Below are 25,429 nucleotides of genomic sequence, written 5' to 3'. Positions count from 1 at the left end.
AAAAAACACGAACGTTATTTGAAATAAACTATCTAGCCATTTTTGCATTTTCACCTTCACCATCCCTGAATCCCTTCCACGTCATCCCTAAAAAGGAGGCTCACTGTGCTGTATTCCTGGTTCCGCCGTGCTTCTGCCCTCACCACTGCTACTCGTTAAAATAGTGATATTAGTTAAAGCAGTATTTACCCAACCGTAAGTTTTAGAATACTATCGCCCCGAATGTTAAAGTGTCTGCATTTACTGGTCAGAATATGTTTTAGCTGCCCAAATGTTATTGCCATGAACATTGCTCTCGACATGTCTGTACGAAGTGCGTTTCACCCTTTCCTCGGTTGGAAAATATATTTTTAAATCAAAAGGATCCTTGATGAAATATCTTTTAGCTGTATCGGTACTTTTTAGTGCGCTCTCGCTCGCGGATGAAGACAGCCTGAAAAAAGCCTCCTATGTATCTGAGGTTCTGGGTGGGGATGATCTTAAAAAACTGATAGTGCAACAAATAAAGCAACAAACAGCAACGTTAGTTGAACAACGGTTGAAGATTGTGCAAAAAGAAAGGCAGCTTCTCGACGAATACCTGTCTAAACTGGAAACGGAGCTTGTTGAAAAGCTTGACGAACCGTCTTTCGACCAGCAACTGGGGCAAATTTACCTTAATTATTACAGCGAAGAAGAACTCGACCAGATTATCGCGTTTTACCAGTCTCCCCTTGGTCAGAAAATGCGTTCACAATCACCTTCACTCACAAAGGACGTTAAACAAGCCATCTCAAAGAAAACTGAGGAACTCAAACCCAAAGTGCGTTTAATGACTTCGGAATTGAAAGCAAAAGTAGAAGGATGGCGCTCTGTACCATAAGTGCCTGCAAGTGAGCATAAATTAATGACGGGTTGTTAATCTGAGCGAAACAACATCAATTAACATTGCGCGCTGCGACATTTAGCCTGTCGAATAAAGAGCCATTGCCCACTCCAGTTTCGCAGAGGATCGGTCTCTCAATAGCAGGATGTCTGCCGTTCAATGCAACTCAGCTTTAGGCTTCGCCAGATTTTGAGTTTCCGTTGATGGCGGCAGGGCTTTGGCTTCTTCAACCATTACGGCCATGGAATCGAGCACGTCCAGAAAATCTCTGAGTTGTTCCGCATTAAGTTGAGCCGACAGTGATTCAATTTTGGCGATTAAGCTTTTGGTAGGTAGTCTCATGAGCGTCAATTTTTTGTGGTTTGAAAGTGCTACCCCAACTACACTCAAATACCTTGCCAAGTTTTTATAAAAGGAGCAGCTGGCGACGTTGTTCTGAACAAAGCTTTACCGCTACTGCCTTTGCTGCCTGGCCTGACTCACTTATCCGAAGGTGTGTAAAGCGCAGTAATCTTCCTTAACTGCACTGGCAATTGACGTTTTACAACAACGTAGCGCCCCCACGTCGCCAAAACTACCAATAATTGGATAACCGGCAGCACCAACCACATTGTTTGGTGATCGCCCCCAAACCAGAACACGCCGCATACTAACGTGAGCGCTATCCACAGCACTGCTATGCCTATCGCAGATACCTTCCAGTACTTTACTTTATTTTGCAACTGACGCTTTTTCTCTGCCAACAACGCTGCAACTGATTGGGTATCGTCGCTACCGCGTCTTCTCAATACAAAAGACCACACAGAAAAGCCCATCGGTACCGGCACTACAGCACTCAGTAAAAGGCAGGCCAGAGTACTTTCGGTAACAAATATAGCCGTGTACAACACAAATATACTAACCGCGATGCCCGAAAGAAGATCAACCCAGGCTTTTTGTGTTTCTTTCCTATGGGTTGCTTTTACGTCGTTAAGCAGCGCCGATGTATCCACCTTTGGTGTTTGTTGCTGATAGGCGGCCTGCCATTTTTCAAACTGATTATCCATTGTTATTGCTGCCCAATAGTTGTTCCAGTAACGTTCTTGCCCGCCCGGCGCGTTTAGTTACCGCAGCTTCAGAAGTACCCAGCACGCTGGCAATCTCACTGTAAGTAAACCCCTCAAGTTGCATGGTAATTACCTGCCGCAGTGGCAGCGACAAACGATTAATAGCCGACATTAAATCCCGACTCTTTTCCTGGTTATCACTGTTTTGACTAATTAACATGCCGTCGGACAATTCCACGTTTTCAGTTTGGTTACTGGCTTTTATAACGTAATCAACACAGCGGTTGTGAGCTACTTTTGCTACAAAGGTTTTTACGCTGGCATCACCTCGAAACGAGGCACAGGCGCGCCATACCGCTAAGCTAATTTCCTGCAACAAATCCTGTTGCAGATGTTTGTCATTTTCGTATGAAGAGGCGATACGCGCCAGCATGGGCGCGTATTCCTTAACTACCTCGTCGCGTTGAGCTTCGGTCAGCACATCTATCCTTAACTAGCTGAATTATCATTATTTTTAGTTTGCGTATCTTCGCTAATCAAGTAGTTAAAGGCAACCACATTCACACAGAACAGTAGCGGACCTACTAAGATGGCGCTCAGTACGAAGGTGTAAGGCACACTGAACATCAGCGCCATATTCAGCAGCATTAACAGCGACAGTGGTTTGATTGCACGGACAGCCAGTTTAATACCTTCTACCGTGGCCGTTTTCAGTGATGCCTGTTTAATCAGCACATAAGCCGGGATAAAGCTCATCAGTAAACCCAGTGGTGCCGAAGCCATCAGTACACTTGCTACGTGAATACGGCTAAAGTTCGTCATATCCTGATACAACACCAGGTCGACGCCCGGTGCGCCAAACGCCAATGCCCCGAAGACAACCTGCGAAGCAAAGGGCAGCATCATTAACATGCCCAGCGCGGGCAAATATCGATATCCACTGAATTGCTTCAGGCTACGCAGGCTGAATTTTCCGTTTTGCAACACATGCCATGTCAGTGGCCAAAGTAGCGTTATTACGCCAGCCGACAGCCATTTAGATGCAAACATACCGTAAGGTGCTGGCAGTCCCTGTACCAGCCCGCCAATAATCATCAGCACCAGTGAAGTCAGCGTCAGGCTAATCGGTGCGTTTCGATAAACACGAGCGCCTTGCGTCAGCCAATCGCGAAGTACAGTAAATGCAGAGTTGGCATTGTTAGTTTGTTTCGCTGTTGTTACGTTGCCTGAAGTGGTGTTGGTTAGGGTTGTCATGCATCTCTCCTTTTAAGTCAGTTACCCCTATAGTCGAGACGCATGACAAAACCCTGACATTTATTTTTAACTTTTTTTCAGCGCAATGAAAAAGGCACGCCAAATGACGTGCCCTGCTTGCTATGTTTACGGAGATATACAAGCTAAAACTGTTACTCTTTTGCCGTTTCCTTCAGGCTATTTGCGTAGTCCTGCGCCTGTTGCAATAAGCGCAGTGCGTTGTTGCCCCAGATGTCGGCCAAATCTTCTTTGCTATAGCCTTCGGCCAGCAAACGCGCGGTGATTTTAGGCAGTGCGGCTACATCCATCATGGTTTCAACACCGCCGCCGCCATCCCAGTCCGCGCCTACACCTGTGTGTTTAGGGCCCGCCACTTTCAGTATGTGAAGGAAGTGTTCCATGTAGTCTTCAAAGGTGGCTTTTACGGCCGGGTGTTCCATTTCAATCTGCTTGCGCTGCGCTTTAAATACTGCCACTTGTTCCGGCGTCATGTCAGACATTCGGCCCATTTGTTTCATCAACACACCAAAGGCTTTACTACGCTCTGGATCACTAGGCAGTTCTTTTAGGTATGAACTGTAAGCATTTACGTGAATCACCCCGCCACTTGCCACCAGCTTTTTCAGCAAGGCATCGTCAACGTTTCGCGGATGGTCGTACACAGCTTTAGTACCGGAATGAGAAAGAATGACCGGCGTTTTCGACAGTTCAATCATGTCCTCCAGCAGCGCGTCAGAGGAATGTGAACCATCCAGTATAATGCCAAGCTCGTTGGCTTTTTTTACCAGGGCCTCTCCGAGCGGCGATAAGCCGTCGAATTGTGGCCCATCCGGATCGGTGGAGCTGTCGCCAAACTGGTTATTTTTAAAATGGACTGGCCCAACCATACGCAGTCCCATTTTATAAAACGTTTCCAGCAAGCTTAAGTCTTCACCGAGCGGATAAGCATTCTCCATACTGACATAGACAATCTTCTTGCCGTCAGCCACAATTTTTTCTGCATCTTCTGGTTTGGTTGCCAGCGCAAAAGTATCGGAATTCGCCGCCACCATGTTGTGAATAGCCATTGCGCGCAGCAATGCAGTATCACGGGCAGACTTGAATCCGTCTTCGGTAACCGGTCCTTGAGGGGTATAGATAACCCAAAAGCCCCCATCCAGCCCACCTTCATTCATGCGTGGTACATCGACCTGTGAAAAATCACTGTCGTAAGTATGCGCATGCATAATGTCGAATCCTGGCTGCACCAGCAGCGCAGGGGTATCCAGATGCGTATCCATCACCACCAGCTCTTCATGCATGGCGTGACTGGTTCGTTGATCGATAGCGGAGAATGCGGGGCTGCTTAACACAGCCACCGCACCTGCACACACACTTATTGCAAACTTGTTCATGTTAAAAATCTACCGTCAACGTTGCCTGGAAAGTACGCGGACTTAACGGGCGGCCAAATGAAGAGCCTGTGAAGCCAAACGACATCACCTGCTTGTCAAATACGTTGTCGATGTTAAAACGCAAACGCATGTTTTCTGGCATACCAAAACTGTTTGGTCCGCCAATATCCACATACGCCTGAGTGACCACGTAGCTCTTCAGCTCATATGTTTCGTTGAAGTCGGTAAAACGGGTATCGGTATATTTTGCAGAGAAGTTAGCCACCAGCCATTCAGTCGGCTCGTAAGTTACGCCACCTGTTGCAAGCCATTCCGGACTGTCTGGCAACTGACTGCCTGCCGGGTTGCTACCGAATCCGTCCACCAGTGTCGCTTTCTTATAGGACACGTTGGCATTGAAATACAGTTCGCGCTCGAACATCGCTGGCTGGAATACACCGCTGAATTCAATACCGTAGGCCTTCGATGCCCCTGCGTTGACATAAAACGTTTCTGGCTGGCCAGTTGCGGGGTTCAATACACTGCTGGCAATCAAGCGATTGTCGAATCGAGTGTAAAACACGGCTACTGCACCGTTGTAATTTTCGCGGTTGGTACGGTAACCAAACTCAATGTTATCCGACTCTTCACCCTTAGGTGCGTCTGCGGCAAAACCAATGGCGTTGTCAAAAATGTCATCAGTGCCCGCAGGTAAGGCATAATTCTGAGCGATTGAGGCAAATAACTGATCCGTATCGTTTAAGCGGTAAACGGCCCCAACCATAGGCAGGAAGTTATTGGTGTATTCAGCTTCAACATGCTGTGGTCCGTACCCTTCTTCACCATCGATCTCGTAATCTTCGTAATCGCGATAGCCATCCAAAGAGTAATCAATTGAAAGTGATTTCATACCCACTTCCAAAATCAGATCATCATCCAACAGGCTAATAGTGTCCTTCAGGTACAATTGAGTAGTATCACGCACCGCAGTGTAATCTCTGCGGTAATACACCACTTCGTCCCAAATAACATCACCATCGGCGCTGCCACCAGTTTTGTTCAAGCGGGCCTGTGTACGGTTATAGGTGTCTTGCTCTACCCAGCCGCCAAACTCTACTTTATGATCGCCCAGATGCCAGCTTAACCCGGCAACCAATCCCTCGCGCTCGCCGCCAACTGTGGACAGGCCGTATTGCACACCACGCGGATGAACAACGTCCAGTCCGGCCGCCGCCTGATCCTGGTAAATAGCTAATGAGTTTGCATAGCCGTCTGGTGATACACCATAGCCGTCTTTATCTTCGTAATATGCCGTAGCGGTTAATTGGATGTCTTCTGACAAGTAAGTACCAAAACCCAGCGAGTAGAGCTTGTCATCCCGAATATTAATACGGTCTTCATAATAGGATGTACAGTTTGAGCCGGTGAAAACAGGAGTGAAATCACTGTCATCTATCGTACCATCGCCATTAAAATCGTAAACACCTTCTTTAGCGTCAATACACCCTTCCGGAATCGTACTTTGATATCCGTAATAATAATTGCTGGCAAACGTAGCGGCTGAAGCTGAAGGAGAGTCGTAATCGAAGAAGTCGTTCGACACCATGGTCGCCTGAATATAGCTATCACCAAATTCATATAAGGCTTTGGCCTCGATATGTTCACGGTCAATTGTGCCTGGTCCACGCCACAGATCACTGTCGGTTTTTGAACGGCTAACGTAAGCACGGAAGCCATTAATGTCACCCGTTTCCAGTTTTACAAAAGTACGCTGCAGGTCAAAATCACCCAAGGTAACCGCAACCATGCCGCCCATTTCTTTAGATGGCTTCACTGTGTTATAGGACGCTATTGGGCCGAGTGAAGAATAACTGGGTTCCGATACATCGCCCGCACCGGGTGATGCCACCACTGAACCCAGGTTTTCGTTATCTACATAGCGGAAAATTGGACTGCCACCAAAGGCGTCAGAACGCCCCATCGGAATGCCATCCAGTACAAACCCCATCTGACTTAACTGAAAGGCCCTCACCTGTACTGAGTTACCAAATTCATAAAGCCCGAGTGCGCCATCGGTTTGCACGTTGAATCCTGGCAAACTTTCCAGCATTTTCAGCCCGGAAATACCAGAAGGCGCAGATAGCAATTCTTCTCGCGTTACAGCAATGGTATTGGTTGCTTCATCGGTACCGATCGCGACATCAGTTTGCGAAACACGTCGCCCAACTACCACAATTTTCTCTTCAGCCGTGGATGCTTCAGTATCGGTAGATTGCGCATTTGCTTGCACAGAAAATAAAAGCTGACCAATAACACCAGCCAATACAGTTAACGAAAACGATTTGGTTTTTGCTTGCTTCATCATAATTTATTCAGGTCTCAGTCATAGTCCGGGGAGAACCCTGTTTGTTGTAAGCCGCGACTTCCTTGGGCGGTAATGCCAGAAATGAATCAAGGTCTGTACCAATCGTTTCCACTACCCCCCGTTTTGGGATGAATAAACCATGCACATCGGCGATCTGCAGATTTAATATCGTATACTTTCTATAAAATACAAAATCTTTACATTTTGTTTTCATTGCGTTTTTTAACTATGCACAGCTGTGGTGAACACAAATCACACAACGCACCAATATTAACCAAAAGTATAAACAGTGCGACACGCTACTCTCCTTTGCTACAGACTCAGACATATTCCCAATAAATCTTTGCGAATTACTCGGGTTTATTCGTATAGTGAGCGTGTTAGCACACTTCGTTCACAGGAAAAAAAACAATGACAAAAATGACGACAGGCACAAAAATTTTTGCGTGGATCATGGTGGTTTGGAATGCGTTGGGGGTGATGGCATTTGTAAGCCAGCTACTGTTAACACCAGAAATGATTGCGTTGTTGCCAGAAGCGCAACAAGAAGCCTATAACAACATTCCTCTCTGGTCTTATGTTGCTTACGCTCTGGCCGTATTTGGTGGCTTGCTTGGCACTTTAATGCTGGCTTTGGGTAAAAAGCTGGCATTTCCCTTATTAGTTCTTTCCCTGGTTGGCGTTTTGGTTCAGCAGTTTTATAACTTTGTCATTATTGATTCTATTGCTTTATTAGGGCCCAGTGTTGTGATCCTGCCTTCCCTGGTAGTAGTGATAGCGATTATTCTGGTGATGGTCAGCAAGCGCGGCACTAAAGCCGGTTGGCTGAAATAGCCGTAATCATTATTTGAGTAAGTACACATGCAATATTCCAACAGGGCGAATGCTATCGCCCCGTTTTTTGCTATGGCATTTGGAGAAAAGGCCACAGCATTAGAAAGTCAGGGTCGTTCTGTTATTCGACTCAATATTGGTGAGCCCGATTTTGGCGCCCCACCGGCCGTGCAACAAGCTATGCAACAAGCGGTAGCCAACAATAACCTGCCTTACACTGGCGCATTGGGCGACAGGCGACTGCGAGAAGCCATAGCTGAGTTTTATTACACGCAGCATCAGATTCGTCTTAACCCCAATCGGGTGGTGGTAACAGCAGGCGCATCGGCGGCGCTGTTGCTAACCTGTGCTGCACTGATTAATCCCAGTGACGAAGTGTTAATGGGTGATCCGTCTTATCCGTGTAACCGCCAGTTTGTAAAAACCTTTGGTGGCGACGTTAATTTGATACCCACGGGTGCGAGCAGTCAGTTTCAGTTAAATAGCAAGCTGGTTTCGGATAACTGGAATGCCAACACTAAAGCTCTGATGATTGCTACGCCTTCCAATCCAACCGGCACGGCGGTAACACTGGATGAGCTAGACAAGATGTGCGCGTTTGCCAAAGCGCGAAACGCCTGGCGGATAATCGACGAAATCTACCTGGATTTAAGCGATCACGCTCCAGGACCCGCAAAAAGTGTGCTCGCGGTGGATGATGGCGCCATTGTGATCAACAGTTTTTCAAAGTTCTTCGGTATGACAGGTTGGCGTTTAGGCTGGATGGTCGTGCCGGAGGACATGGTTGAAGTAATCGAACGATTGGCTCAAAACCTGTATATTTGCCCTTCTACCCCAGCGCAGTTGGCAGCCCTTGCTTGCTTTACACCCGACACGTTAGCGCTATGTGAAGCGCGAAGACAATCATTACTCACCCGACGCAATATCGTACTGGCCGGGTTGGAAAAAGCCGGACTTTGCGTGCCCGTTGCACCTTCTGGCGCATTCTATGTGTATATCGATGTGAGCAGCACCGGTTTAACCGCCATGACATTCTGTGAACAATTGCTGAGTGAAACGGGTGTAGCGCTTACACCGGGTAATGATTTTGGCAACAGTGACGCCGACCGCTATGTTCGCTTGTCTTATGCAACGTCTGAACAGAACCTGCATGAAGGGTTAAAACGTATTCAGGTGTTTACGGCGGCGCGATAAATCAGACATAACAGGTAACATTTAAAATTTGAATCTCAGTAAGCCTCGCGGTTTACTGTAGTAATAACTATAAGCACCGAACCAGGGAACAATAACATTGAAACGACTATTTCTTTTAAGCACGCTCGCGCTGGCCATTACAGCCTGCTCCGAGGCCCCTGCTCCAAATGCGGGCACTGCGGCCCCCACCGCAGCTGAGCAACAACAGCAAAGTGAATCAGAGCGACTGAATGCCTGGTTTGATGCCAAATACGAGGAACAATTGCAGTTTTCTCCGCTAATGATGACCCGTTTGGGTCGCAAGGATTTGTACGACCAAATCGACGACATGTCGGAACAAGCGCAAGAAAAAGTGCTGGCCTGGCAAGCCGCTTCGGTTGAAGAATTAAAGAGCAACTTCGACTACAGCAAACTGGATGAGTCGGCCAAGATTTCCTATGACCTGTGGGTGTATCAGTATGACGTGGCCAAAGTTATGCAGCCATTCAGCCGCCGCGGCTACGTGCTTACGCAAATGAACGGCGCGCAATCCATGTTGCCCACGCTGCTAATCAACTACCACAAAGTGGAAGAAAGCAGCGACATGGACGCCTATATCTCGCGTTTGAATGGTGTAGGCAGAGCCGTTGAGCAGCTTACCACGCAAGTAGCGATTAATGCCGATGAAGGCGTAAAAGCGCCTTACTTTGCTTACGAAGGCGTAATTGACCAAAGCAAGAAAGTGATTTCCGGCCAGCCATTTGATGCCAACAGCGACACCGATTCTGCGCTGTTTGCCGACGCGAAAAAGAAGATTGCAGCACTGCAGGAAAGTGGCGCAATTGATGAAGAACAAGCTGCCGACTATACCGAACAGGCTAAGCAAGCCTTGCTGAACAGTGTACTACCCGCATACGGTAAACTGATCACCTGGTTCGAGAACGACTTACCCAATATCCCTCGTGATGCAAAAGGGGCATGGGCCCTGCCAGATGGCAAGGCGTTCTATAACGCCATGCTGTTTATGCGTACCACTACCGATTTAACTGCCGATGAAATTCACAATATCGGCTTAAGCGAAGTAGCGCGTTTGCTGGCTGAAATGGAAAAGGTGAAAAACGAAGTGGGCTTCGACGGCACACTGAGTGAATTCTTCACTTACATTAAGTCTGACGTAACGGATGAGCGTTTTTATTACCCCAACACCGACGAAGGTCGCCAAGGGTATATCGACGATACCACCGTGTACTTAGACAACATCAAAGCGAAATTGCCCGAATTTTTCGGCATCCTGCCTAAAGCTGATCTGGTAGTAAAACGCGTTGAACCGTATCGCGAACAAGCCGGTGCGCCTCAGCATTACTTCCCGGGTTCGCCAGACGGTAGCACGCCGGGTACTTACTACGCGCACTTGCTGGACATGACTTCCATGCCCAAAAATGAAATGGAAGCCATTGCATATCACGAAGGCAATCCCGGTCACCACATGCAGATCTCGATTGCACAGGAACTGGAAGGCGTACCAAGATTCCGCACCACTTCGTTCTTTAACAGCTATGTGGAAGGCTGGGCGTTATATGCTGAAACCGTTGCCAAAGAAATGGGGGGTTATCAAAACCCGACTTCTGAATTTGGCCGGTTGGTCTCCGAGATGTGGCGTGCAATTCGTTTAGTTGTTGATACCGGCATTCACTCAAAAGGCTGGACCGAAGAACAAGCTATTCAATACTTCCGCGATAACTCACCGGTATCTGAAGGACAAATTCTGGCAGAAGTACGCCGCTATATTGTATGGCCAGGACAGGCTACCTCCTACAAAATCGGTATGCTGAAAATTCTGGAGCTTCGCGCTAAAGCGGAAGCAGCACTGGGCGACAAGTTTGATATTCGCGCCTTCCACGATGTTATTCTGGGCAATGGTGCAGTACCTCTGAATATATTGGAGCGCATGGTAGACGATTGGATCGCGTCACAAAAATAAAAAGCAACACTCAACAGTAACTCAGGCCGAAAGGCCTGGCTAATCATCATGCGGATTAGTGCAAAAGCCGATGTCACGTCAGTTTCATCGGCTTTTTTATTAGGGGCTGTTGACCTTTGATTCACCCCATTCTTTTTTTCAGCATTGCCATTCACTCGATGTTCGCGCTAAGGTGACAAAAAACAACCAAAATACATAGCGCGACGACTGAACATGAAACTATCCTCTCAGGATTTAGATATTTGCTGCGGCCATCAAAAAAACATAACGGCTGAAGCCCCAACGGGCAGCCAACCCATTTCCACGCCAATTCACCAAACCTCACTGTTCTCGTTTAATCGTTTTGAAGATTTGGCGAATGGGTTAGCCAACGAATTTACCACGCCGGTATACAGCCGGGGCCGAAATCCTTCAATGACCAGCGTAGAGCAAAAGCTGGCAGCACTGGAGCAGGGCGAAGCCTGTAAGTTGTTTGCATCGGGTATGGGGGCAATTAGTGCGGCAATTAGCGCTGTGGTGAGCCAGGGCGATCATATTCTGTTTGTCAATCAGGTGTACGGGCCAACCATTCAACTTGCCACCCAACTTGCGCGCTTCGGTGTTAGCTTTACGTGTGTGCCATCAGGCAATGTAACCGAAGCTGAACTCGCTATTCAGCCGAATACTAAGCTGATTTGGTTTGAAACCCCTGGCACCATGACCTTTACTCAACTGGATATCAAAGCACTGGTCGCCGTTGCAAAGGCAAGGGGCATTCTTACCGGTATTGATAACACCTGGGCCACCCCACTGTTACAAAAGCCCATTACGATGGGGGTGGATATCGTTGCACACTCACTTACCAAGTATATTGGGGGCCACAGTGACGTAGTGGCCGGCGCCCTCATTACCCGGGCAGCCTTGTTAAAAGAGATTTTCTTTAAAACCTTTTTATTAAACGGGGCCGCCATTGGTCCCATGGATGCTTATTTAATTGAGCGCGGTTTGCGTACCCTGCCGGTAAGGCTTGCGCAGCACGAAGCGAATGGTCTGACCGTAGCGCGATATTTAGCAGCCCACGCAGCCGTAGACTGCGTATTTCACCCCGCCATGAATCCGGCTCCATCTGTGCCTGACAACCAAATGCTGGGATACACCGGGCTCTTCAGCTTCAGCCTAAAAAAGGCCGACTACAACACAGTGGCAACCGTACTCAATGCGCTTCAGCACTTCAGAATGGGGGTAAGCTGGGGTGGCTTTGAAAGCCTGGCTATTTCGCCACAACGTCCAGACAACACGCAGGCTTTGGCTGCATCGGGTTTGCCTCAGGGCTTGATCCGACTGTCGGTGGGATTGGAGTCAGTGGATACCCTCATTCAAGATCTACAACAGGCGCTTATCCATGCACAGTAACGCTGTAAATAGAATAATGCCCTTGTGGATAGCTGTGCTGCCGCTTTTCACACTGCTGTGCGTGTTCATTGGAGGCGCGTTGTTTACAGAGCTGGGTGGTAACCTTGTTGTGGTAGCCATATTACTTTCCGCAGTCGTTGCCGGTTTGATTGGTTATGCACGTGGGATTAAATGGCAGTCTATGGAAAAAGCAGCGGTAGACAAGTTCGCTGACGTATTCCCGGTTGTACTCATATTGCTGTCTATTGGCGGGCTAATTGGCAGTTGGATGTTAAGCGGCACTATTCCCTTATTTGTTTGGCTGGGGATCGCACTAATCGACCCGCAGTATATTTATGTTTCGGCCTTTGTCGCTGCGTCGGTAATGAGCCTGTTCACCGGTTCATCATGGGCATCGGCGGGCACAATTGGCGTTGCACTCATGGGGCTGGCAACGGTAATGGATGCGTCCTTACCGATTACCGCGGGCGCAGTAATTTCTGGCGCGTATTTTGGCGATAAGATGTCGCCACTTTCTGACTCCACCAATATTAGCGCCATTGCGGCAAAGGCCGACCTATACGAGCATATTCGGCACATGATCTACACCGCCCTTCCGTCGTTTATGATCGCTTTGGTGATTTTCGCTGTTATCCCAGTCAATCAGGCCAGTGATTCAATTGATGCGCAACACGCCACCCAAGCCATGCAAATAATGATTGAACACGTGTTTTTACCCGCGTGGTGGCAAATGCTCCCGCCGCTACTGATCATGGTTGCCATTGTGAAAAAATGGCCTCCGGTAGTGGGGATAACGCTATCGACCCTACTGGCGCTTCTTCTGGCAGTAGGTCTGCAACCTTTTAGTGTTGTCGATGCCGTTAATGCCTATTTGCATGGGTTTACGCTGGACATGCTACCGGCTTCCCAACAACATGACGCCGCAACTAATACTGCATTTGTAAAGCTGGTAGTACGTGGCGGGCTTTATTCAATGGTTGGCACTCTGGTTGTTATCATTGCTGCATTTTTACTGGCTGGTGCCATGCAAGCAACCGGCGCGCTAAATGTCATCATTCAAAGTATGTTAAAAGCAGTAAAAGGCACGTTCAGCTTGGTCGCCAGTACCTTAGTAAGTGGTGTTACCTTGCTGTCACTTACCAGTCACGGCGGAGTAAGCAGCTTGATCATCGGTAACCTGTATCAGCCTGCCTACACGAAGCACAATCTGGCCAACGTGAACTTATCCCGCAGTATTGAAGATTCGGTCACCTTGCTGGATCCACTGCTTCCGTGGACAGTATCAGGGCTGTTTATGGCTACCACGCTGGGCGTGGCAACCATCGACTATTTGCCCTGGGCGCTTTTTTGCCTTGGCGGCCCACTGTTTTCTTTGCTTTGGGCCGCATTGGCAACGCGCAGTGGCTTTGGGATCCGGCGCTTAAAACTGCAAACGGAATCCTGAATACACATAAGCGGTGTCGTCCGGATAATTACCCTGAGCCAAAGCATCGCCTTTAAACATGTAGGCACTGCCAAATTCCAGGCGCAGAGGTTTGGTGATTTGATGGCGCCAGCGCATTTCAATTTGGTTACCCAGGAAACTGTCGCTGCCATTGGGCGTTTTCTGATACCAGTATGCACCATAGTGCAACATCAAATTATCCTTACTGGTAAATTTGCTGACCATGCGGGCTCCAATACCCACCAGATTCTGGCGAGGGAAAGAGCGATACACTTCGGTAGGACCAAAGTCGAAACGCCTTACCCCGTATAATCCATCAAAGCCATTACTCTTATTATCGGAGCTGTTGTTATCACCACTGATCCAATCCAATACCGCGCTAAGTGACGTTTTTGAGTCGATCATTTTTCCGAAAGAGGCAAATAACATCCAAGCCTGGTGATCAAGGTCTGTCAAATCACTAGCTGACGTTGTTTGGCGCTGTGTACCCGTTTGTAGTGCAAGCTCCACATCGGTTAACCATTCACTGCCTTTAGGGCTGGTATATTGGGCACTAACGGTTAATAGCTGGCGGTTACGTGTGCGCAATTCCTGACTATCGTCTTCATTTAACCAATAGCTTTGTAAATGCCAGGTTTTGTCGTCAGACTCCGCGTAAACACCGTAGAACAACCGCTCCGATTCAGTTTTGTCGAAAGCTCTGTCGTTATTATCAATACTGGCGGCATCGGATGGCAATCGCGATACCGGGTGCAAATAAAAGCCCCTTACCGACCAGTCGCGCCAGTGCCAGTCGGTAATGAGTCCGTCGAAGGAATTGAGTGCATTGCGGAAGTACCCACTACCTAATAACCGCCGGCTGCCGTGATCCAGTACAAAGCGGCCGACACTGGTTTTGGTCATTTGTAGTGCAGGGTTACCTTTGTCTCCATCCCCTAACCAGCCTACATTGAATTGAACAGGCTCCAACGTGTTCACCTGAGAACGTCCCAGAGTTGGATCGTCATTATCCAGATAGACTCTGGAATCAGCAAATGCACCCACCAACTGAATATTCGACCAGGTTACACTGCCTTTTAACTCAAATTTGGAAGACAGCCGCTGGTTGTGCTGATGAAATGAGGGGGACGTTGTCGGAAACAGCGGGTTAACCAGATTTTCAAAACGCAGGTTCCATTCGCCAGACCACTCATATTTAGGGCTCTCGGCAGCGTTTACGGTAACCGAAGTACTGAGAAGCAATGACGCCAGTGCTGCACCAGCCAAGCGCTTAGCAGCTACACTGCGTCTGTCACAGCCGGTTTCCCGGCTGCGAAAAGAATTCAATGGGTTCATATTGGTATCCTGAAGAAAAGTGTGCGTTCAAAGTGAAAAGGCGTGGCACATCAGGTTTTAAACCGGCCAATCTTCTGATTCAGTCGCTGAACAGTATCGTTTACGCTGTCTGAGATTTTACCGCTGCTTTCCACTGTTTTGAGGTTCTGCTGGCCTAATGCGTGCAACGAGGACACATTGGCATTGATTTCACCCACTACTTGCCGTTGTTCATCTGAGGCAGTGGCTATTTGATAAATAATTTCATTAGCCTGGTTTACTGCCTGGCTCACCTGATCAAACGCGCTGACCAACTGACTCGATACGGTGACTACCGATTCAACTTCATTCGAGCCACGCTCAATGGCGTTAACCGCATCATTCACACTGTGCTCTAAGCGGCCAAGCATCTCGTTAATATTTTGCGTAGATTGTTGCGTTCTGCTAGCCAGCGTTCGTACCTCGTCGGCGACCACCGCAAAGCCTCGCCCCTGCTCACCGGCGCGCGCTGCTTCAATGGCTGCGTTGAGTGCCAGTAAGTTGGTTTGCTCAGCAATACCACGTATTACATCTAACACGGCAATAATATTTTGCGACTCTTTTGCCAGGCTGCTGATCACGCCCTTGGCGTTTGAAATGGAGTCTGAAAGATTCTGTACATTTTTAACCGAATCACTTACAACGCGTTTAGAGTTCAGGCTGACTTCTGAGGCCACTTTCATATTTTCAGACGCTTGCTGGCTGTTTCCGGCATTGTCGTTTACGGCATGACTTAACTGGTTTACCGCTGTTGCAATTTGATTGAGGTTTTCGTTTTGCTGATGGAACACATCAGACACTGTTGTAGACGATTGTTTTAACTTCGATGCGGCTTGATTCAGACTGGTTGAGTCTTCCTGCACCAGTTGAATTAATTGCTGCAGGTTTTGCATAAACAAATTAAACGCCCTGGCAATCTCAGCCAGTTCATCCTTACCTTTAGCGTCCAAACGACTGCGTAAATCACCATCCCCTTGACTGATGTCACGCATGACTACAATCAGGTTATCCAGCCGATCGGTAATCAATCGGGGGCCATACACCATCGAGCCGACACATATGAATAACGTAAACACCGTGGCCACAGCCAGGATGGTTTGATAAAACGCTGCGTCGTCACTCATACTTGCTGTCAGCGCGTCAGCTTTGTTTTTTACCGCTTCTCCAAGCACATCGTAATGGCTTCGCAGTTGGCTAAAACTACTTGCCACTTCTGCATCTCGCAGCGCAACCGCTTCGCTTACTTTATTGGCTTGCACCAATCCAACCAAACGCTTGGAAGAGGTATACCAGGCATCGAAGTCGGATTTGAACGATGCGATTTGCCTCGATACCGCCGGATCATCTTCAATTACAGGTTTAGCCTGGTTCATTCGATCCAATGCTTGCTTTGCGTTTTCTTCAAAATCACTGATTTGAGAGGAAATACTAAGCGCCCCCTGGCTGGCAGTAACAATCATGTCTTGCAGCGCAGTGTAGGCCTGATACAGATCTCGGTCTGCGTTCAGGGTTAAACTCACCGAATTCATATAACGCGTCGAAATATCCCGGGCTTCCGATGATAAATTCGACAGCGCAATGCCACTGATAATGGCTACGGTTAAAAACAGTGCTGATATCACCACCAGAGGGAAAGAAAATTTAACGCGTACTTTGTATTGACTGAAATCAGTCATGTTGTCGCCCCTTAGCTGCAGGCACGAGTTGGTTAATCAAAGTGTTACACAGAATTTTTGATTTGCAATTCAAAACACGTACGTTTAACTAAAGTGTAAGAGAAATAGCCCCTTAAATAAGCAAAGTACAAAATTCAACCAATTGAAAAGCAAATGATTATTTATTGCCATCCGGATAAATAAATACCCCTTTTTTTTGTGTGGTCGTACCATCATTCTGATTGGCAATAATCCAGTAAAAATGCTCGCTACTTACTCCCGATGCTGCATTAGCCGAAACCGTTATTGCAACCTCGCGTTTTTCACCCGGCTTCACGGCTTCAATAAGCGTGTCAGATATCCGCGCAGACGGCAGCCCAAGAAGAGACAAATGATAGGTTGTTGTGCGCTCAGATTTATTCAGCACGTTTATGCGAAACGAGTTTTCAATATCTCCTGAGTAATGCTCTCTGTACAGTTGTTGGCGATCCCGGGCAATGTTGATTTCAAAATCCATTCTGGTTGCGGCCCATGCCCACATTCCAAGCAGCATCACCGCAATTGCTGCCCCATACAACAACAGTGCAATGTTCCATGATTTCACTGGCTTTAGCGCAGTAAAGCTAATCAGATCAGGCGCATAATGGAATTTGTTCATGACCTGATTGCAAGCATCAACACACAATCCGCAGTTTATGCATTCATATTGCAGGCCGTTGCGAATATCTATACCCACCGGACAAACCTGCACGCACAAGGAACAATCCACGCAATCGCCTAATGCAAAATTGTTACTGCCGCGTTTTCTTGGCCCTCTGCTTTCGCCGCGTTGATGATCGTAAGTGACCAGTTTAGTACTGGCATCAAACATCACCGACTGAAAGCGCGCGTATGGGCACATGTGCTGGCACATTTTATCTCTTATCCAGCCAGCGTTGACATACGTGCAGAGTGCAAAGAAAGCCACCCATCCGGTTATTAGTGCCGGTGCAGACAAGGTCAGCACATCAACATACAGCTGCCTGGCCGGATAAAAGTACGACATAAACACCAAAGCAGTAACACTTGCAGCAAGCCCCCACACAAGGTGTTTTGCCGTTTTTACTGCTATTTTTCTTGCACTCCACGGTTGTTTGTCGAGTAACCGGCTTTGGTTCGCCGAACCTTCAATGCGCCGCTCAACCCAGTTGAACATCAGTGTCCATACCGTTTGTGGACAGGTAAATCCGCACCATATCCGGCCGTATTTCTTGGTCACAAAAAACAGCACAAATGCGGCAAGCGAAAAAAGTAATACAAAGATCATTAAATCCTGTGGGTACAATACCCAGGAAAATACCCGCAGGGTTTGGGCGCCTACGTCAAACAAAATTGCTTGCTTGCCATGCCAGGAAATCCAGGGAAGACCAATAAATAGCGCCATTAACAGCATATTTAACCCACGCCTGACACGTTGAAAGTACCCTTGCTGTTCACGGATATATACCTTGCTTTGCGCCACTGGTACTTTAAAGATAATCGCGCTGTTATCGGGAATATGTAAACTCATTGGTATGTATGCCACCCTGTAGCTGTTAGTCGGGCGGATTGTAGAAGGTTAGATTAAAGAGAAAAGATACAGATGGGATCGGAAAATATAGAACAGATATAAATTAAATCTGTTCTAAGTAATGGATTATTTTACGCGTTAACCTGTTCAGCAGTTGCAATCGGGCAGGCGTGAGTTCAAGTGACGCATTGATACGGAAACAATGACTGTACTCGCCATGCAACGAAAACAACCTGCCAGGAGCAAGTGTAATGTGCAACGCCAGCGCCATATGGTAGATAGCGAGCGTATCCACCTCCGGGGAAAACTCAACCCACAGGAAATATCCCCCGGATGAATGATGCACTTTAGCGAAACTTCCCCAGTGCCCACTAAGATATTCATACATTGCCTTTTTGCGCTGTCTCAAAGCACTGCGAAGCTGATGCAAATGTTTCTCGTAATTTCTGGTTTCCAAATAATCCACCAGCGCCATTTGTATAGGCACGCTGGTAGAAATGGTACTCATTAACTGCTGTTTTTGAATTGCTTTTGCATGCTCTCCCGCTGCGACCCAACCAATGCGAAAGCCGGCTACCAGGGATTTGGAAAATGATGAACACAACAAACTATTACCGTTTTTACAAAAGTGCTTAATAGGTAATAGCGGCTGACCGCTACTATACAACTCCGCGTATACATCATCTTCAATGAGTGCAACACGGTACTTTGCCAGCAGTTCAGCGAGTGCCTGCCGGGTGTGGTCTGTCATGCTGTAACCCACTGGATTCTGAAAATTAGACATCAGCCAGCACGCTCGTACCGGTTTATTCTGCAAGGCGCGTTCTACTGCTGCCAGATTGATCCCCTTATCGGGCGTCACCTCAACACTCACTGCGCGCAGCCCCAAACGCTCTAGGGCTTGCATCGCTCCGTAGAACGCCGGCGATTCAATTAACACCCAATCTCCAGGCTTGGTGACTACCTGCAGACTCAGGCTAAGTGCTTCCAATGCTCCGGCCGTAATGACTATTTCATCGGGTGAAACATGCAGCCCCCGAGCAGCATATCGTTGGGCAATTAACTGGCGAAGTTCCCGGTTACCAGGCGGTAAGTTGTCCAATGCGCTGGTAACCGTTGTTTGTTTAGCGGCGGCGGTAAGTGATTTGGTAAGCTGGTGTCGAGGATACAAAGCCGGGTCGGGATAAGCAAAACCTAAGCTAAACATGTGAGGGTCGCGCGAGGCTTGTAGAACATCAAACACAAAGTCGTTAACGCTAACCGATTCAGCCGACTGCATAACACCCGTGGTACTGGCAACTTCAACTGAGTCGGCAACCCGGTACCCCGAACGTTGCACAGCACTTAATACCCCTTGGCTTTCCAGTAACTGGTAGGCATGCAGCACGGTCATGAGGCTATAACCGGTAAGCGACGATTGTTTGCGAAGAGAAGGCAGCTTTTCACCGGGCTGCCAGATGCCCTGTTTGATTTGAGAAGCCAACTTGTCGGCCAATTGTTCGTACTTAGCCATACTGAATACCCCGTAACCAGCAAAGTTGGTATAACAGTAACACTTTAAATCTGTTATGAGTATTTGCTTTGAACAGTGACCAGCGTTTAACTACCAGTAACCCGCCACTGCAGAGCAATGCCAAATCGTGTAGAGAGGGTTACCACTTGGTGCTATAGTGACAACACAGCATAAACAGGCCCCATACATGAATAATAACAATAAGGTAGACACGGGTGTTGAGCTGAATTCTGCCAGCTCATTCGCGCAGGTTCGCCGACATCGGTTATTACAAATTTGCGGCGTAAGCGCAGTGGGTTTACTCGCTTCGGTGCTTATCTCGCGTGGGATTGCGTTTACCATATTCTCAGTTGGACTCTTATCTTTACTGATTGCATTTTTGCTGGCCTACAAACACAAAATCCAGGCCTCTTCCTTTGTATTACTCAGCTCTATGTCGGCTATGTTATTTGCGCTGGCCCTGGTAGGCGCGGGGTTGTTTGATATTGCCATTATTGGTTATCCCTGCTTGCTGATATTTGCGGCCATTTTGGGCGGAGTGGGGTTATTCAGCACGCTGCTGTCTCTCACTATTGTGCAGTGCTCTGTACTGGTTTGGCTTAATCTGGAGGGCTATGTATTACCCAGCACTCCCCGATTAAGCTGGGAGCACCTGATTTTTGTACAGGTGATTTTTATTATTACTGGCTTTAGTGTGTATATACTGGTTCGCGACATCAAACAGCTCATGATCTCGCTACAGGAAGAAAATGAGAAAGTGGAGCTCAGCAGAGCGCAAATTCAGCATCTGGCGCATCACGATCCGTTAACCCGCTTACCTAACCGTTTACATGGTGAATTACTGTTTCAGCGCCTGTTGAGTCAGTGCAAACAAAACAACACTGAACTGGCAGTATTATTTCTAGATCTGGATAATTTCAAACCGGTGAATGACGCACTGGGCCATGTTGCCGGCGATATTCTGCTGGAGGAACTGGCCCAGCGATTAAGTGAATTACTCACCGACGGCCAGCACTTAATCCGATTTGGTGGCGACGAGTTTTTGGTGCTTGTCCCCTGTTCCGGTGATTGCCAGAATAACGGCACGCTGAATGGATTTATCAATACATTACTGAATGAATGCGCCAGGGAGTTTTACGTTCAGCAAAATCGCATTATCGTGTCGTCATCTATTGGTGTAGCTGTTGCTCCCAGAGATGGTGAGCACTTCAAAGAACTTTGTCGCAAAGCCGATATTGCTATGTATCAGGCCAAAAACAATGGCCGCAATACGTTTAGCTACTACTCCCCTGAACAGGATGCCCACAGCGAAGAACGCTTTACACTACTTCAAAAATTGCGCAATGCGGTTAACACTCACGCGTTTACACTGAATTACCAGCCCATAATAGACCTGCGAACCGGCAACGTAGTAGCAGTTGAGGCCCTGCTGCGTTGGCCGCAACCGGATGGCAGTATGATTGGCCCAGATAAATTTATTCCACTGGCCGAGAGTGCAGGCATAATAAATGTCCTCGGTAATTGGGTAATTCAACAAGCCTGTGCGTTTTGCGCAAATCAACGTAAAAACGGGTTTCCCGAACTGCGTATTGCCGTGAACATTTCGGCGCTGCAGTTCAATGACGGGAAGCTAAAACACAATGTGGAAAAAGCGTTAAGACGTGCTGATCTGCCTCCAGATGCGCTCGAGCTAGAACTGACCGAATCGCTGTTTATTAATGAGTCCACCAATATTCTGTCTCAGCTTTCAGATCTCACCGATATAGGTGTAACTATTGCAATTGATGATTTTGGCACTGGGTACTCTAATCTGGCGTATTTACGCCGCTTTCACGCCTGCACGCTCAAAATTGATCGCTCGTTTATCCACCCTCTCACCAGCGACGACAACGACGTGCCTCTGGTCCAGGCCATGATTACCATGGCATCAAGCCTGGGTATGCATACCGTTGCCGAAGGCATCGAAGACAAAGCCACACTGGCACTTTTAGTCGAAATGGGATGTGGATTCGGCCAGGGTTATCACTGGTCAAAACCATTGTGTGAAGATGAAATCAACGAGCGACTGTGTTCGCTGGCCCGTGGGTGAGTTAAGCATTCATTTACGGAAATCTTGCTACAACTTCACGCCAACACATATTTAAGGACTTGTTATCAATCTGCGCCGCTTCAAATTGAAGCGGCCTTTTTATTTTTAGCTCCGATAACCTACCCGGCTTGAAGAACAATCTCGCCCTTAAATTCACCTGGTTTTACTGCAACAGCCTGCCCATTTACTATTAACCTTAGGTTGTCGCCGCTTAATTTAGCACCGGCTTTTATGGTTAGACTATGCAACACACTTTTACCGGTAACGTGCCAGCTCGAACCACTTTCCATGGTTACCTGAACCTGATTATGGCCGTTGTTGAATATACGATTTGCTACATGACCAAGATAGTAATACTGACTTTCGGTGAAGTGCGTAACTTGCTCACCTTTTTCATTAATATGCTGCACGGTTGTTGCACTAATTCGGCCAGTAAGCGAGGTGTCTTTACCAAGGGTAATATGCAGGTTATCGCCACTCTGGCCACCAAAGTATCCTGTGCCGTTAAACATATCGCCCACCAGCTCAACCTGTTCTGTGTTCACTGTGACTGTGGTTGAATTGTTGTTATTTGCCGTTACCGGATAGTCCAGACCAGCAAATCCGGCAGGTTCGGAAAAGGTGGTATTAAAGTGCAGTTCCACTTGTGAATCTTGCTGTAACCCTACCAGCATATCGTCGTTGTCCATCAACTGAACCAGGATCCCATCGGCGGGATTTAACTTCACGCCCCCTTGTAATTGAATGTTAATATTGCCCTCTTTTAACAAGAAAGTACTCTTGCCAGAATTCACTTCAGTACCGTCGTCCAGGGTAATATCACCGTCACCATGAGCCATCCAGCCAAAATTATCTGAGATAATACGTGAGTGCTGGCCCTTGCCGGTAATACCCGTAAAAACCGCGTCCTTAGCTGGCTTTACATCGTAAACTGGGCGTTCAATACCAAAAAAATCGACCTGTGTTTTACCGGTAGGCAACTGATCACGGGGGTAAATAGCCAGTGGCTCTGAAAAGCGTGAAGAGCCGTAATACGCCTTACCATTGCGAATAATGCCGCCGTACGTCCCGGCGTTAATTGTTGCGCCGTAATAGAACTGCTCAGAGCCGAGGATATAAGTGCCATACCCGCTACCGTATTTGGCACTAAAGGGATCTTTATGTCCATTCAACGTAAGCGTACTGTCGACTATGGTTAACAGCATCGCTTCGCCCAGGTCGGTTGATACAACACCCCAGTTTGCAGCTGTCACGCTACTATTTACCAACGTAAACGAGGTCTTATTTCCCATCATGTTGGTAGTACGTGCTGTGCCTTTGATCCCCAGTACCCATGGCGGAGCCACCATTAACGAAAAATCTGCTGAATTAGCATATCCCTCATATAGCTGCCCACCATCGGCACTTAACGTAGAGTTTGACACCATTACATCGGCGTCTTCATAACTAAACACCGCCAGTCGCCCGACGCCAGACGAGTGAATGGTACTGTTATCCACTACCAGTCTTGCGCCGTTATAAGCAGCAACCGGAGCACCATAGCCAGCGAAGTCCGACACATCACTGCCATCACCCTGACTACGAAAATTAAGCGTTGCGTTTTCAATCCGGTAGATCACCGGGCCATCTACCATGATCCCGTTAAAATTGGGGCTGGCAGAGGTGATCTGAATGTCTTTTGCCAGGGTGGCATCAAAGGTACCACTGATAACCGCTTGCTCAATCGAGTGAGCCTCGTTCACGCCGTCGGCATTCACATAGAGCGCCGCCCTGAAGTTATCCACCCCACGCGCAGTTTTACCCGCAGGACTTTGGCTAAACTTATCGGAAACTCGCAACTGAACCTTGTGATAAGTCCCCGTTTTCATAGTCGTTTCAATGCCATCAACCAACATAGTCACCGATTTACCCGGCCGGATGACTTTCGCTCCGGGATGCAGCACCAGTGTTGCCAGTTCAACATCCTGACTAATCACCCAGGTTTTATCTACCGCGACCTCTTTTACCGGTAACGACTGCACTGTTGCCAGGATCACCGGGGAATAGCTCAGGCTTACTGCTCCAGCCAGCAAAGACACCGACAAAGCTGATAGTTTTAATCCGTGCTTACAGGTTAACGCTGCCATTAAATATGCTCTCCGGTAATAATAATTTTGCCGCCCTGGGCAGTGGTAATTGTTTTGTCTGACTGATTAGCCGATGACACTCTCAGCGTGACCGTTACCCCTTTTTTAACGGTGATTTGATTAACCACATCAATGGACTCAGCAGACACCTTGCTGTCTGATAGCGCGGTCCAGTTTGAGGTTGCGTCGAGTGCTAGCTCAACGTTCTGCAGCGACCCAAAAAAATGACTTCCTTGTCCTAATTGCAGAAAAAGCGCTCGCTCTGTGTCGCGGTTAATCACATCACCGCGTAATGAACTGTTAGTTACCCTGACATGGCTGCCTGGCGGCACCACATTATTTACCTGAGTACGCATGGGGTCATCATTGACTCTGGCTAAAATCAACTCGCCATTTTGAGCTTCGATTTGCGTATCCGAGAGAAGAATATCGGCATTAGCACTCTTGACCAGAATAGCGGTGCCCTTACTTTTGTGCTCGCCACCGCGAATGATCAGCTCGCCTGATTCCAGCGGATCCCCCATAACAGAATGGATCATCACCACATTTTCATCGGCAACGGTAGTGCTGTCGTTGAGTTCAAGGATTGCTGCGCCTGCTATCACACCAGTGTAAGTTGCCGCCTGAATTTCAGTGCGGTTAATGACCACCCGGGCGCCAAAATCGGCATACGTACCGTATCCCGAGTTATTCACCAGTACGCGACTATCATTGACTTCCAGATACGCATCACCACCAGCGGCGTCGGTAGATAATGCACCCCAACCATCCGCGATAAACTCGCAATGGTAAAAGTAGCTGTGTGCATTACTCATAGTAAGGTGAGTACGTGCCGTTCCAGTAATGCCCAGTGGAGACGGCGGGGTTTTCATACCCGGTCCAATTACCGGAACATAATCGGCAGGCAAGGCGCCCCCATGGCTGACAAACCGGCTGTTAACCGCTTTTAACGTTGCCCCTTCAGCTGCAACCACAGCACTGGCAATCACCCCATTGGTGGTTACCTGCACGTTATCGAGCAGTAACATACCTTCGGCAACCAGCATTGCCGCCCCTTTCGCCAGAAAGTCATTGCTGCCATCACCTTCAGACGCCACGGCCACATTTTTTACCGTTACCGCCGAGCTTTTACCAAATACTGTCAGGGTGTTGGAGTCATCGGTTTGATTGCGTAGTTGTTTGCCGATAATGCTGTACGGCGACTCGATGCCGTCAAGCTGGGTAGTGAGTTTGCCATCACGTATTTGAATCACCGACTGATAAGACGTGTCCAGAATGCTCGGCATCATCATAGGTGCGCCATTTGGCATTGAACCGGGTGGCGGAGGAACCTGTGCTGATAGCGGCACCGCGGTCAGGTACAACAACAAAAATAATATTCTTAATAACATAAGTTAACCCTGAAAAAGCCGCCGTG

General features: G+C 48.0%; 19 protein-coding genes. 7 read left to right on the top strand and 12 right to left on the bottom strand.

All coding sequences use genetic code 11. The annotated features are described in order from the left end of the window. The first annotated feature begins 370 nt into the window (after nt 1–370). Nucleotides 371–862, top strand: coding sequence for a DUF2059 domain-containing protein (locus FJ444_RS13330; RefSeq protein WP_140958878.1), 492 nt, complete (start codon nt 371–373; stop codon nt 860–862). 159 nt (nt 863–1,021) lie between these two features. On the opposite strand, the gene FJ444_RS13325 is transcribed toward FJ444_RS13330, so the two are convergent. From FJ444_RS13325 to FJ444_RS13300, 6 genes are all read right to left on the bottom strand, one after another. Then, entirely contained in the window at nt 1,022–1,207 is a 186-nt protein-coding gene (locus FJ444_RS13325; RefSeq protein ID WP_140958877.1) for a hypothetical protein, read from the bottom strand. Between the two features lie 137 nt (nt 1,208–1,344). After that, on the bottom strand, nt 1,345–1,911 hold the full coding sequence (locus FJ444_RS13320; protein ID WP_140958875.1) for a hypothetical protein: 567 nt from the start codon (nt 1,909–1,911) through the stop codon (nt 1,345–1,347). Beyond that, nucleotides 1,904–2,392 carry an RNA polymerase sigma factor gene (locus tag FJ444_RS13315; protein WP_255439166.1) on the bottom strand — a complete coding sequence of 163 codons (489 nt, stop codon included), beginning with the start codon at nt 2,390–2,392 and terminating at the stop codon, nt 1,904–1,906. The genes FJ444_RS13320 and FJ444_RS13315 overlap by 8 nt, the downstream gene beginning before the upstream one ends. Before the next feature lie 8 nt (nt 2,393–2,400). Next, nucleotides 2,401–3,165 (bottom strand): hypothetical protein, encoded by a 765-nt coding sequence (locus FJ444_RS13310; protein ID WP_140958874.1) that lies wholly within the window; start codon nt 3,163–3,165, stop codon nt 2,401–2,403. Nucleotides 3,166–3,317: 152 nt separating this feature from the next. Further along, nucleotides 3,318–4,559, bottom strand: a complete 1,242-nt coding sequence (locus FJ444_RS13305; protein WP_140958872.1) for a dipeptidase — start codon at nt 4,557–4,559, stop codon at nt 3,318–3,320. 1 nt (nt 4,560) lies between these two features. Beyond that, the gene (locus FJ444_RS13300; protein ID WP_255439165.1) at nt 4,561–6,903 is read right to left on the bottom strand and encodes a TonB-dependent receptor; all 2,343 of its coding nucleotides are present in this window, start codon (nt 6,901–6,903) and stop codon (nt 4,561–4,563) included. A gap of 411 nt (nt 6,904–7,314) precedes the next feature. Between FJ444_RS13300 and FJ444_RS13295 the strand changes: the two genes are divergently transcribed. From FJ444_RS13295 to nhaC, 5 genes are all read left to right on the top strand, one after another. After that, the gene (locus tag FJ444_RS13295; RefSeq protein ID WP_140958870.1) at nt 7,315–7,737 is read left to right on the top strand and encodes a hypothetical protein; all 423 of its coding nucleotides are present in this window, start codon (nt 7,315–7,317) and stop codon (nt 7,735–7,737) included. Nucleotides 7,738–7,764: 27 nt separating this feature from the next. Next, nucleotides 7,765–8,931: an aminotransferase class I/II-fold pyridoxal phosphate-dependent enzyme gene (locus tag FJ444_RS13290; RefSeq protein WP_140958868.1), complete on the top strand. Its 1,167-nt coding sequence runs from the start codon at nt 7,765–7,767 to the stop codon at nt 8,929–8,931. Between the two features lie 97 nt (nt 8,932–9,028). Continuing rightward, the gene (locus tag FJ444_RS13285) at nt 9,029–10,891 is read left to right on the top strand and encodes a DUF885 family protein (RefSeq protein ID WP_140958866.1); all 1,863 of its coding nucleotides are present in this window, start codon (nt 9,029–9,031) and stop codon (nt 10,889–10,891) included. A gap of 213 nt (nt 10,892–11,104) precedes the next feature. Further along, nucleotides 11,105–12,283 (top strand): PLP-dependent aspartate aminotransferase family protein, encoded by a 1,179-nt coding sequence (locus FJ444_RS13280; protein WP_140958864.1) that lies wholly within the window; start codon nt 11,105–11,107, stop codon nt 12,281–12,283. After that, complete coding sequence (nhaC, locus tag FJ444_RS13275; protein ID WP_140958863.1) at nt 12,273–13,727, top strand: Na+/H+ antiporter NhaC; 1,455 nt, start codon at nt 12,273–12,275, stop codon at nt 13,725–13,727. Before FJ444_RS13280 ends, nhaC begins: the two co-directional genes overlap by 11 nt. Here nhaC and FJ444_RS13270 read toward each other — a convergent pair. The 4 genes from FJ444_RS13270 to FJ444_RS13255 all read right to left on the bottom strand — a co-directional run bounded on the left by FJ444_RS13270 (nt 13,704) and on the right by FJ444_RS13255 (nt 19,797). Continuing rightward, nucleotides 13,704–15,062, bottom strand: coding sequence for an alginate export family protein (locus FJ444_RS13270; protein WP_140958861.1), 1,359 nt, complete (start codon nt 15,060–15,062; stop codon nt 13,704–13,706). The two genes, nhaC and FJ444_RS13270, sit on opposite strands and share 24 nt — an antisense overlap. Before the next feature lie 50 nt (nt 15,063–15,112). Beyond that, nucleotides 15,113–16,756: a methyl-accepting chemotaxis protein gene (locus tag FJ444_RS13265; RefSeq protein ID WP_140958859.1), complete on the bottom strand. Its 1,644-nt coding sequence runs from the start codon at nt 16,754–16,756 to the stop codon at nt 15,113–15,115. 157 nt (nt 16,757–16,913) lie between these two features. Continuing rightward, nucleotides 16,914–18,284, bottom strand: a complete 1,371-nt coding sequence (gene ccoG / locus FJ444_RS13260; protein WP_140958857.1) for a cytochrome c oxidase accessory protein CcoG — start codon at nt 18,282–18,284, stop codon at nt 16,914–16,916. A gap of 103 nt (nt 18,285–18,387) precedes the next feature. Next, nucleotides 18,388–19,797, bottom strand: a complete 1,410-nt coding sequence (locus FJ444_RS13255) for a PLP-dependent aminotransferase family protein (protein ID WP_140958855.1) — start codon at nt 19,795–19,797, stop codon at nt 18,388–18,390. 187 nt (nt 19,798–19,984) lie between these two features. On the opposite strand from FJ444_RS13255, the gene FJ444_RS13250 reads away from it, so the two are divergent. Further along, nucleotides 19,985–21,886, top strand: coding sequence for a bifunctional diguanylate cyclase/phosphodiesterase (locus FJ444_RS13250; protein ID WP_140958853.1), 1,902 nt, complete (start codon nt 19,985–19,987; stop codon nt 21,884–21,886). A gap of 119 nt (nt 21,887–22,005) precedes the next feature. On the opposite strand, the gene FJ444_RS13245 is transcribed toward FJ444_RS13250, so the two are convergent. Beyond that, nucleotides 22,006–24,012, bottom strand: coding sequence for a hypothetical protein (locus FJ444_RS13245; RefSeq protein WP_140958851.1), 2,007 nt, complete (start codon nt 24,010–24,012; stop codon nt 22,006–22,008). Beyond that, nucleotides 24,012–25,403 (bottom strand): hypothetical protein, encoded by a 1,392-nt coding sequence (locus tag FJ444_RS13240; protein WP_140958849.1) that lies wholly within the window; start codon nt 25,401–25,403, stop codon nt 24,012–24,014. Before FJ444_RS13240 ends, FJ444_RS13245 begins: the two co-directional genes overlap by 1 nt. Nucleotides 25,404–25,429: the final 26 nt, after the last annotated feature.

Origin of the sequence: Aestuariibacter sp. GS-14 (assembly GCF_006494365.1) — a bacterium.
Lineage (GTDB): Bacteria > Pseudomonadota > Gammaproteobacteria > Enterobacterales > Alteromonadaceae > Alteromonas > Alteromonas mangrovi.
The sequence above is the reverse complement of the archived record's forward strand: the minus strand, read 5'-3'. Positions and strand labels throughout refer to the sequence as shown.

What these genes read in the sequence shown, in the direction of transcription:
- FJ444_RS13330 (WP_140958878.1), top strand. Translation starts at nt 371, where the DNA reads ATGAAATATCTTTTAGCTGTATCGGTACTTTTTAGTGCGCTCTCGCTC.
- FJ444_RS13325 (WP_140958877.1), bottom strand. Translation starts at nt 1,207, where the DNA reads ATGAGACTACCTACCAAAAGCTTAATCGCCAAAATTGAATCACTGTCG.
- FJ444_RS13320 (WP_140958875.1), bottom strand. Translation starts at nt 1,911, where the DNA reads ATGGATAATCAGTTTGAAAAATGGCAGGCCGCCTATCAGCAACAAACA.
- FJ444_RS13310 (WP_140958874.1), bottom strand. Translation starts at nt 3,165, where the DNA reads ATGACAACCCTAACCAACACCACTTCAGGCAACGTAACAACAGCGAAA.
- FJ444_RS13305 (WP_140958872.1), bottom strand. Translation starts at nt 4,559, where the DNA reads ATGAACAAGTTTGCAATAAGTGTGTGTGCAGGTGCGGTGGCTGTGTTA.
- FJ444_RS13300 (WP_255439165.1), bottom strand. Translation starts at nt 6,903, where the DNA reads ATGATGAAGCAAGCAAAAACCAAATCGTTTTCGTTAACTGTATTGGCT.
- FJ444_RS13295 (WP_140958870.1), top strand. Translation starts at nt 7,315, where the DNA reads ATGACAAAAATGACGACAGGCACAAAAATTTTTGCGTGGATCATGGTG.
- FJ444_RS13290 (WP_140958868.1), top strand. Translation starts at nt 7,765, where the DNA reads ATGCAATATTCCAACAGGGCGAATGCTATCGCCCCGTTTTTTGCTATG.
- FJ444_RS13280 (WP_140958864.1), top strand. Translation starts at nt 11,105, where the DNA reads ATGAAACTATCCTCTCAGGATTTAGATATTTGCTGCGGCCATCAAAAA.
- nhaC (WP_140958863.1), top strand. Translation starts at nt 12,273, where the DNA reads ATGCACAGTAACGCTGTAAATAGAATAATGCCCTTGTGGATAGCTGTG.
- FJ444_RS13270 (WP_140958861.1), bottom strand. Translation starts at nt 15,062, where the DNA reads ATGAACCCATTGAATTCTTTTCGCAGCCGGGAAACCGGCTGTGACAGA.
- FJ444_RS13265 (WP_140958859.1), bottom strand. Translation starts at nt 16,756, where the DNA reads ATGACTGATTTCAGTCAATACAAAGTACGCGTTAAATTTTCTTTCCCT.
- ccoG (WP_140958857.1), bottom strand. Translation starts at nt 18,284, where the DNA reads ATGAGTTTACATATTCCCGATAACAGCGCGATTATCTTTAAAGTACCA.
- FJ444_RS13255 (WP_140958855.1), bottom strand. Translation starts at nt 19,797, where the DNA reads ATGGCTAAGTACGAACAATTGGCCGACAAGTTGGCTTCTCAAATCAAA.
- FJ444_RS13250 (WP_140958853.1), top strand. Translation starts at nt 19,985, where the DNA reads ATGAATAATAACAATAAGGTAGACACGGGTGTTGAGCTGAATTCTGCC.
- FJ444_RS13245 (WP_140958851.1), bottom strand. Translation starts at nt 24,012, where the DNA reads ATGGCAGCGTTAACCTGTAAGCACGGATTAAAACTATCAGCTTTGTCG.
- FJ444_RS13240 (WP_140958849.1), bottom strand. Translation starts at nt 25,403, where the DNA reads ATGTTATTAAGAATATTATTTTTGTTGTTGTACCTGACCGCGGTGCCG.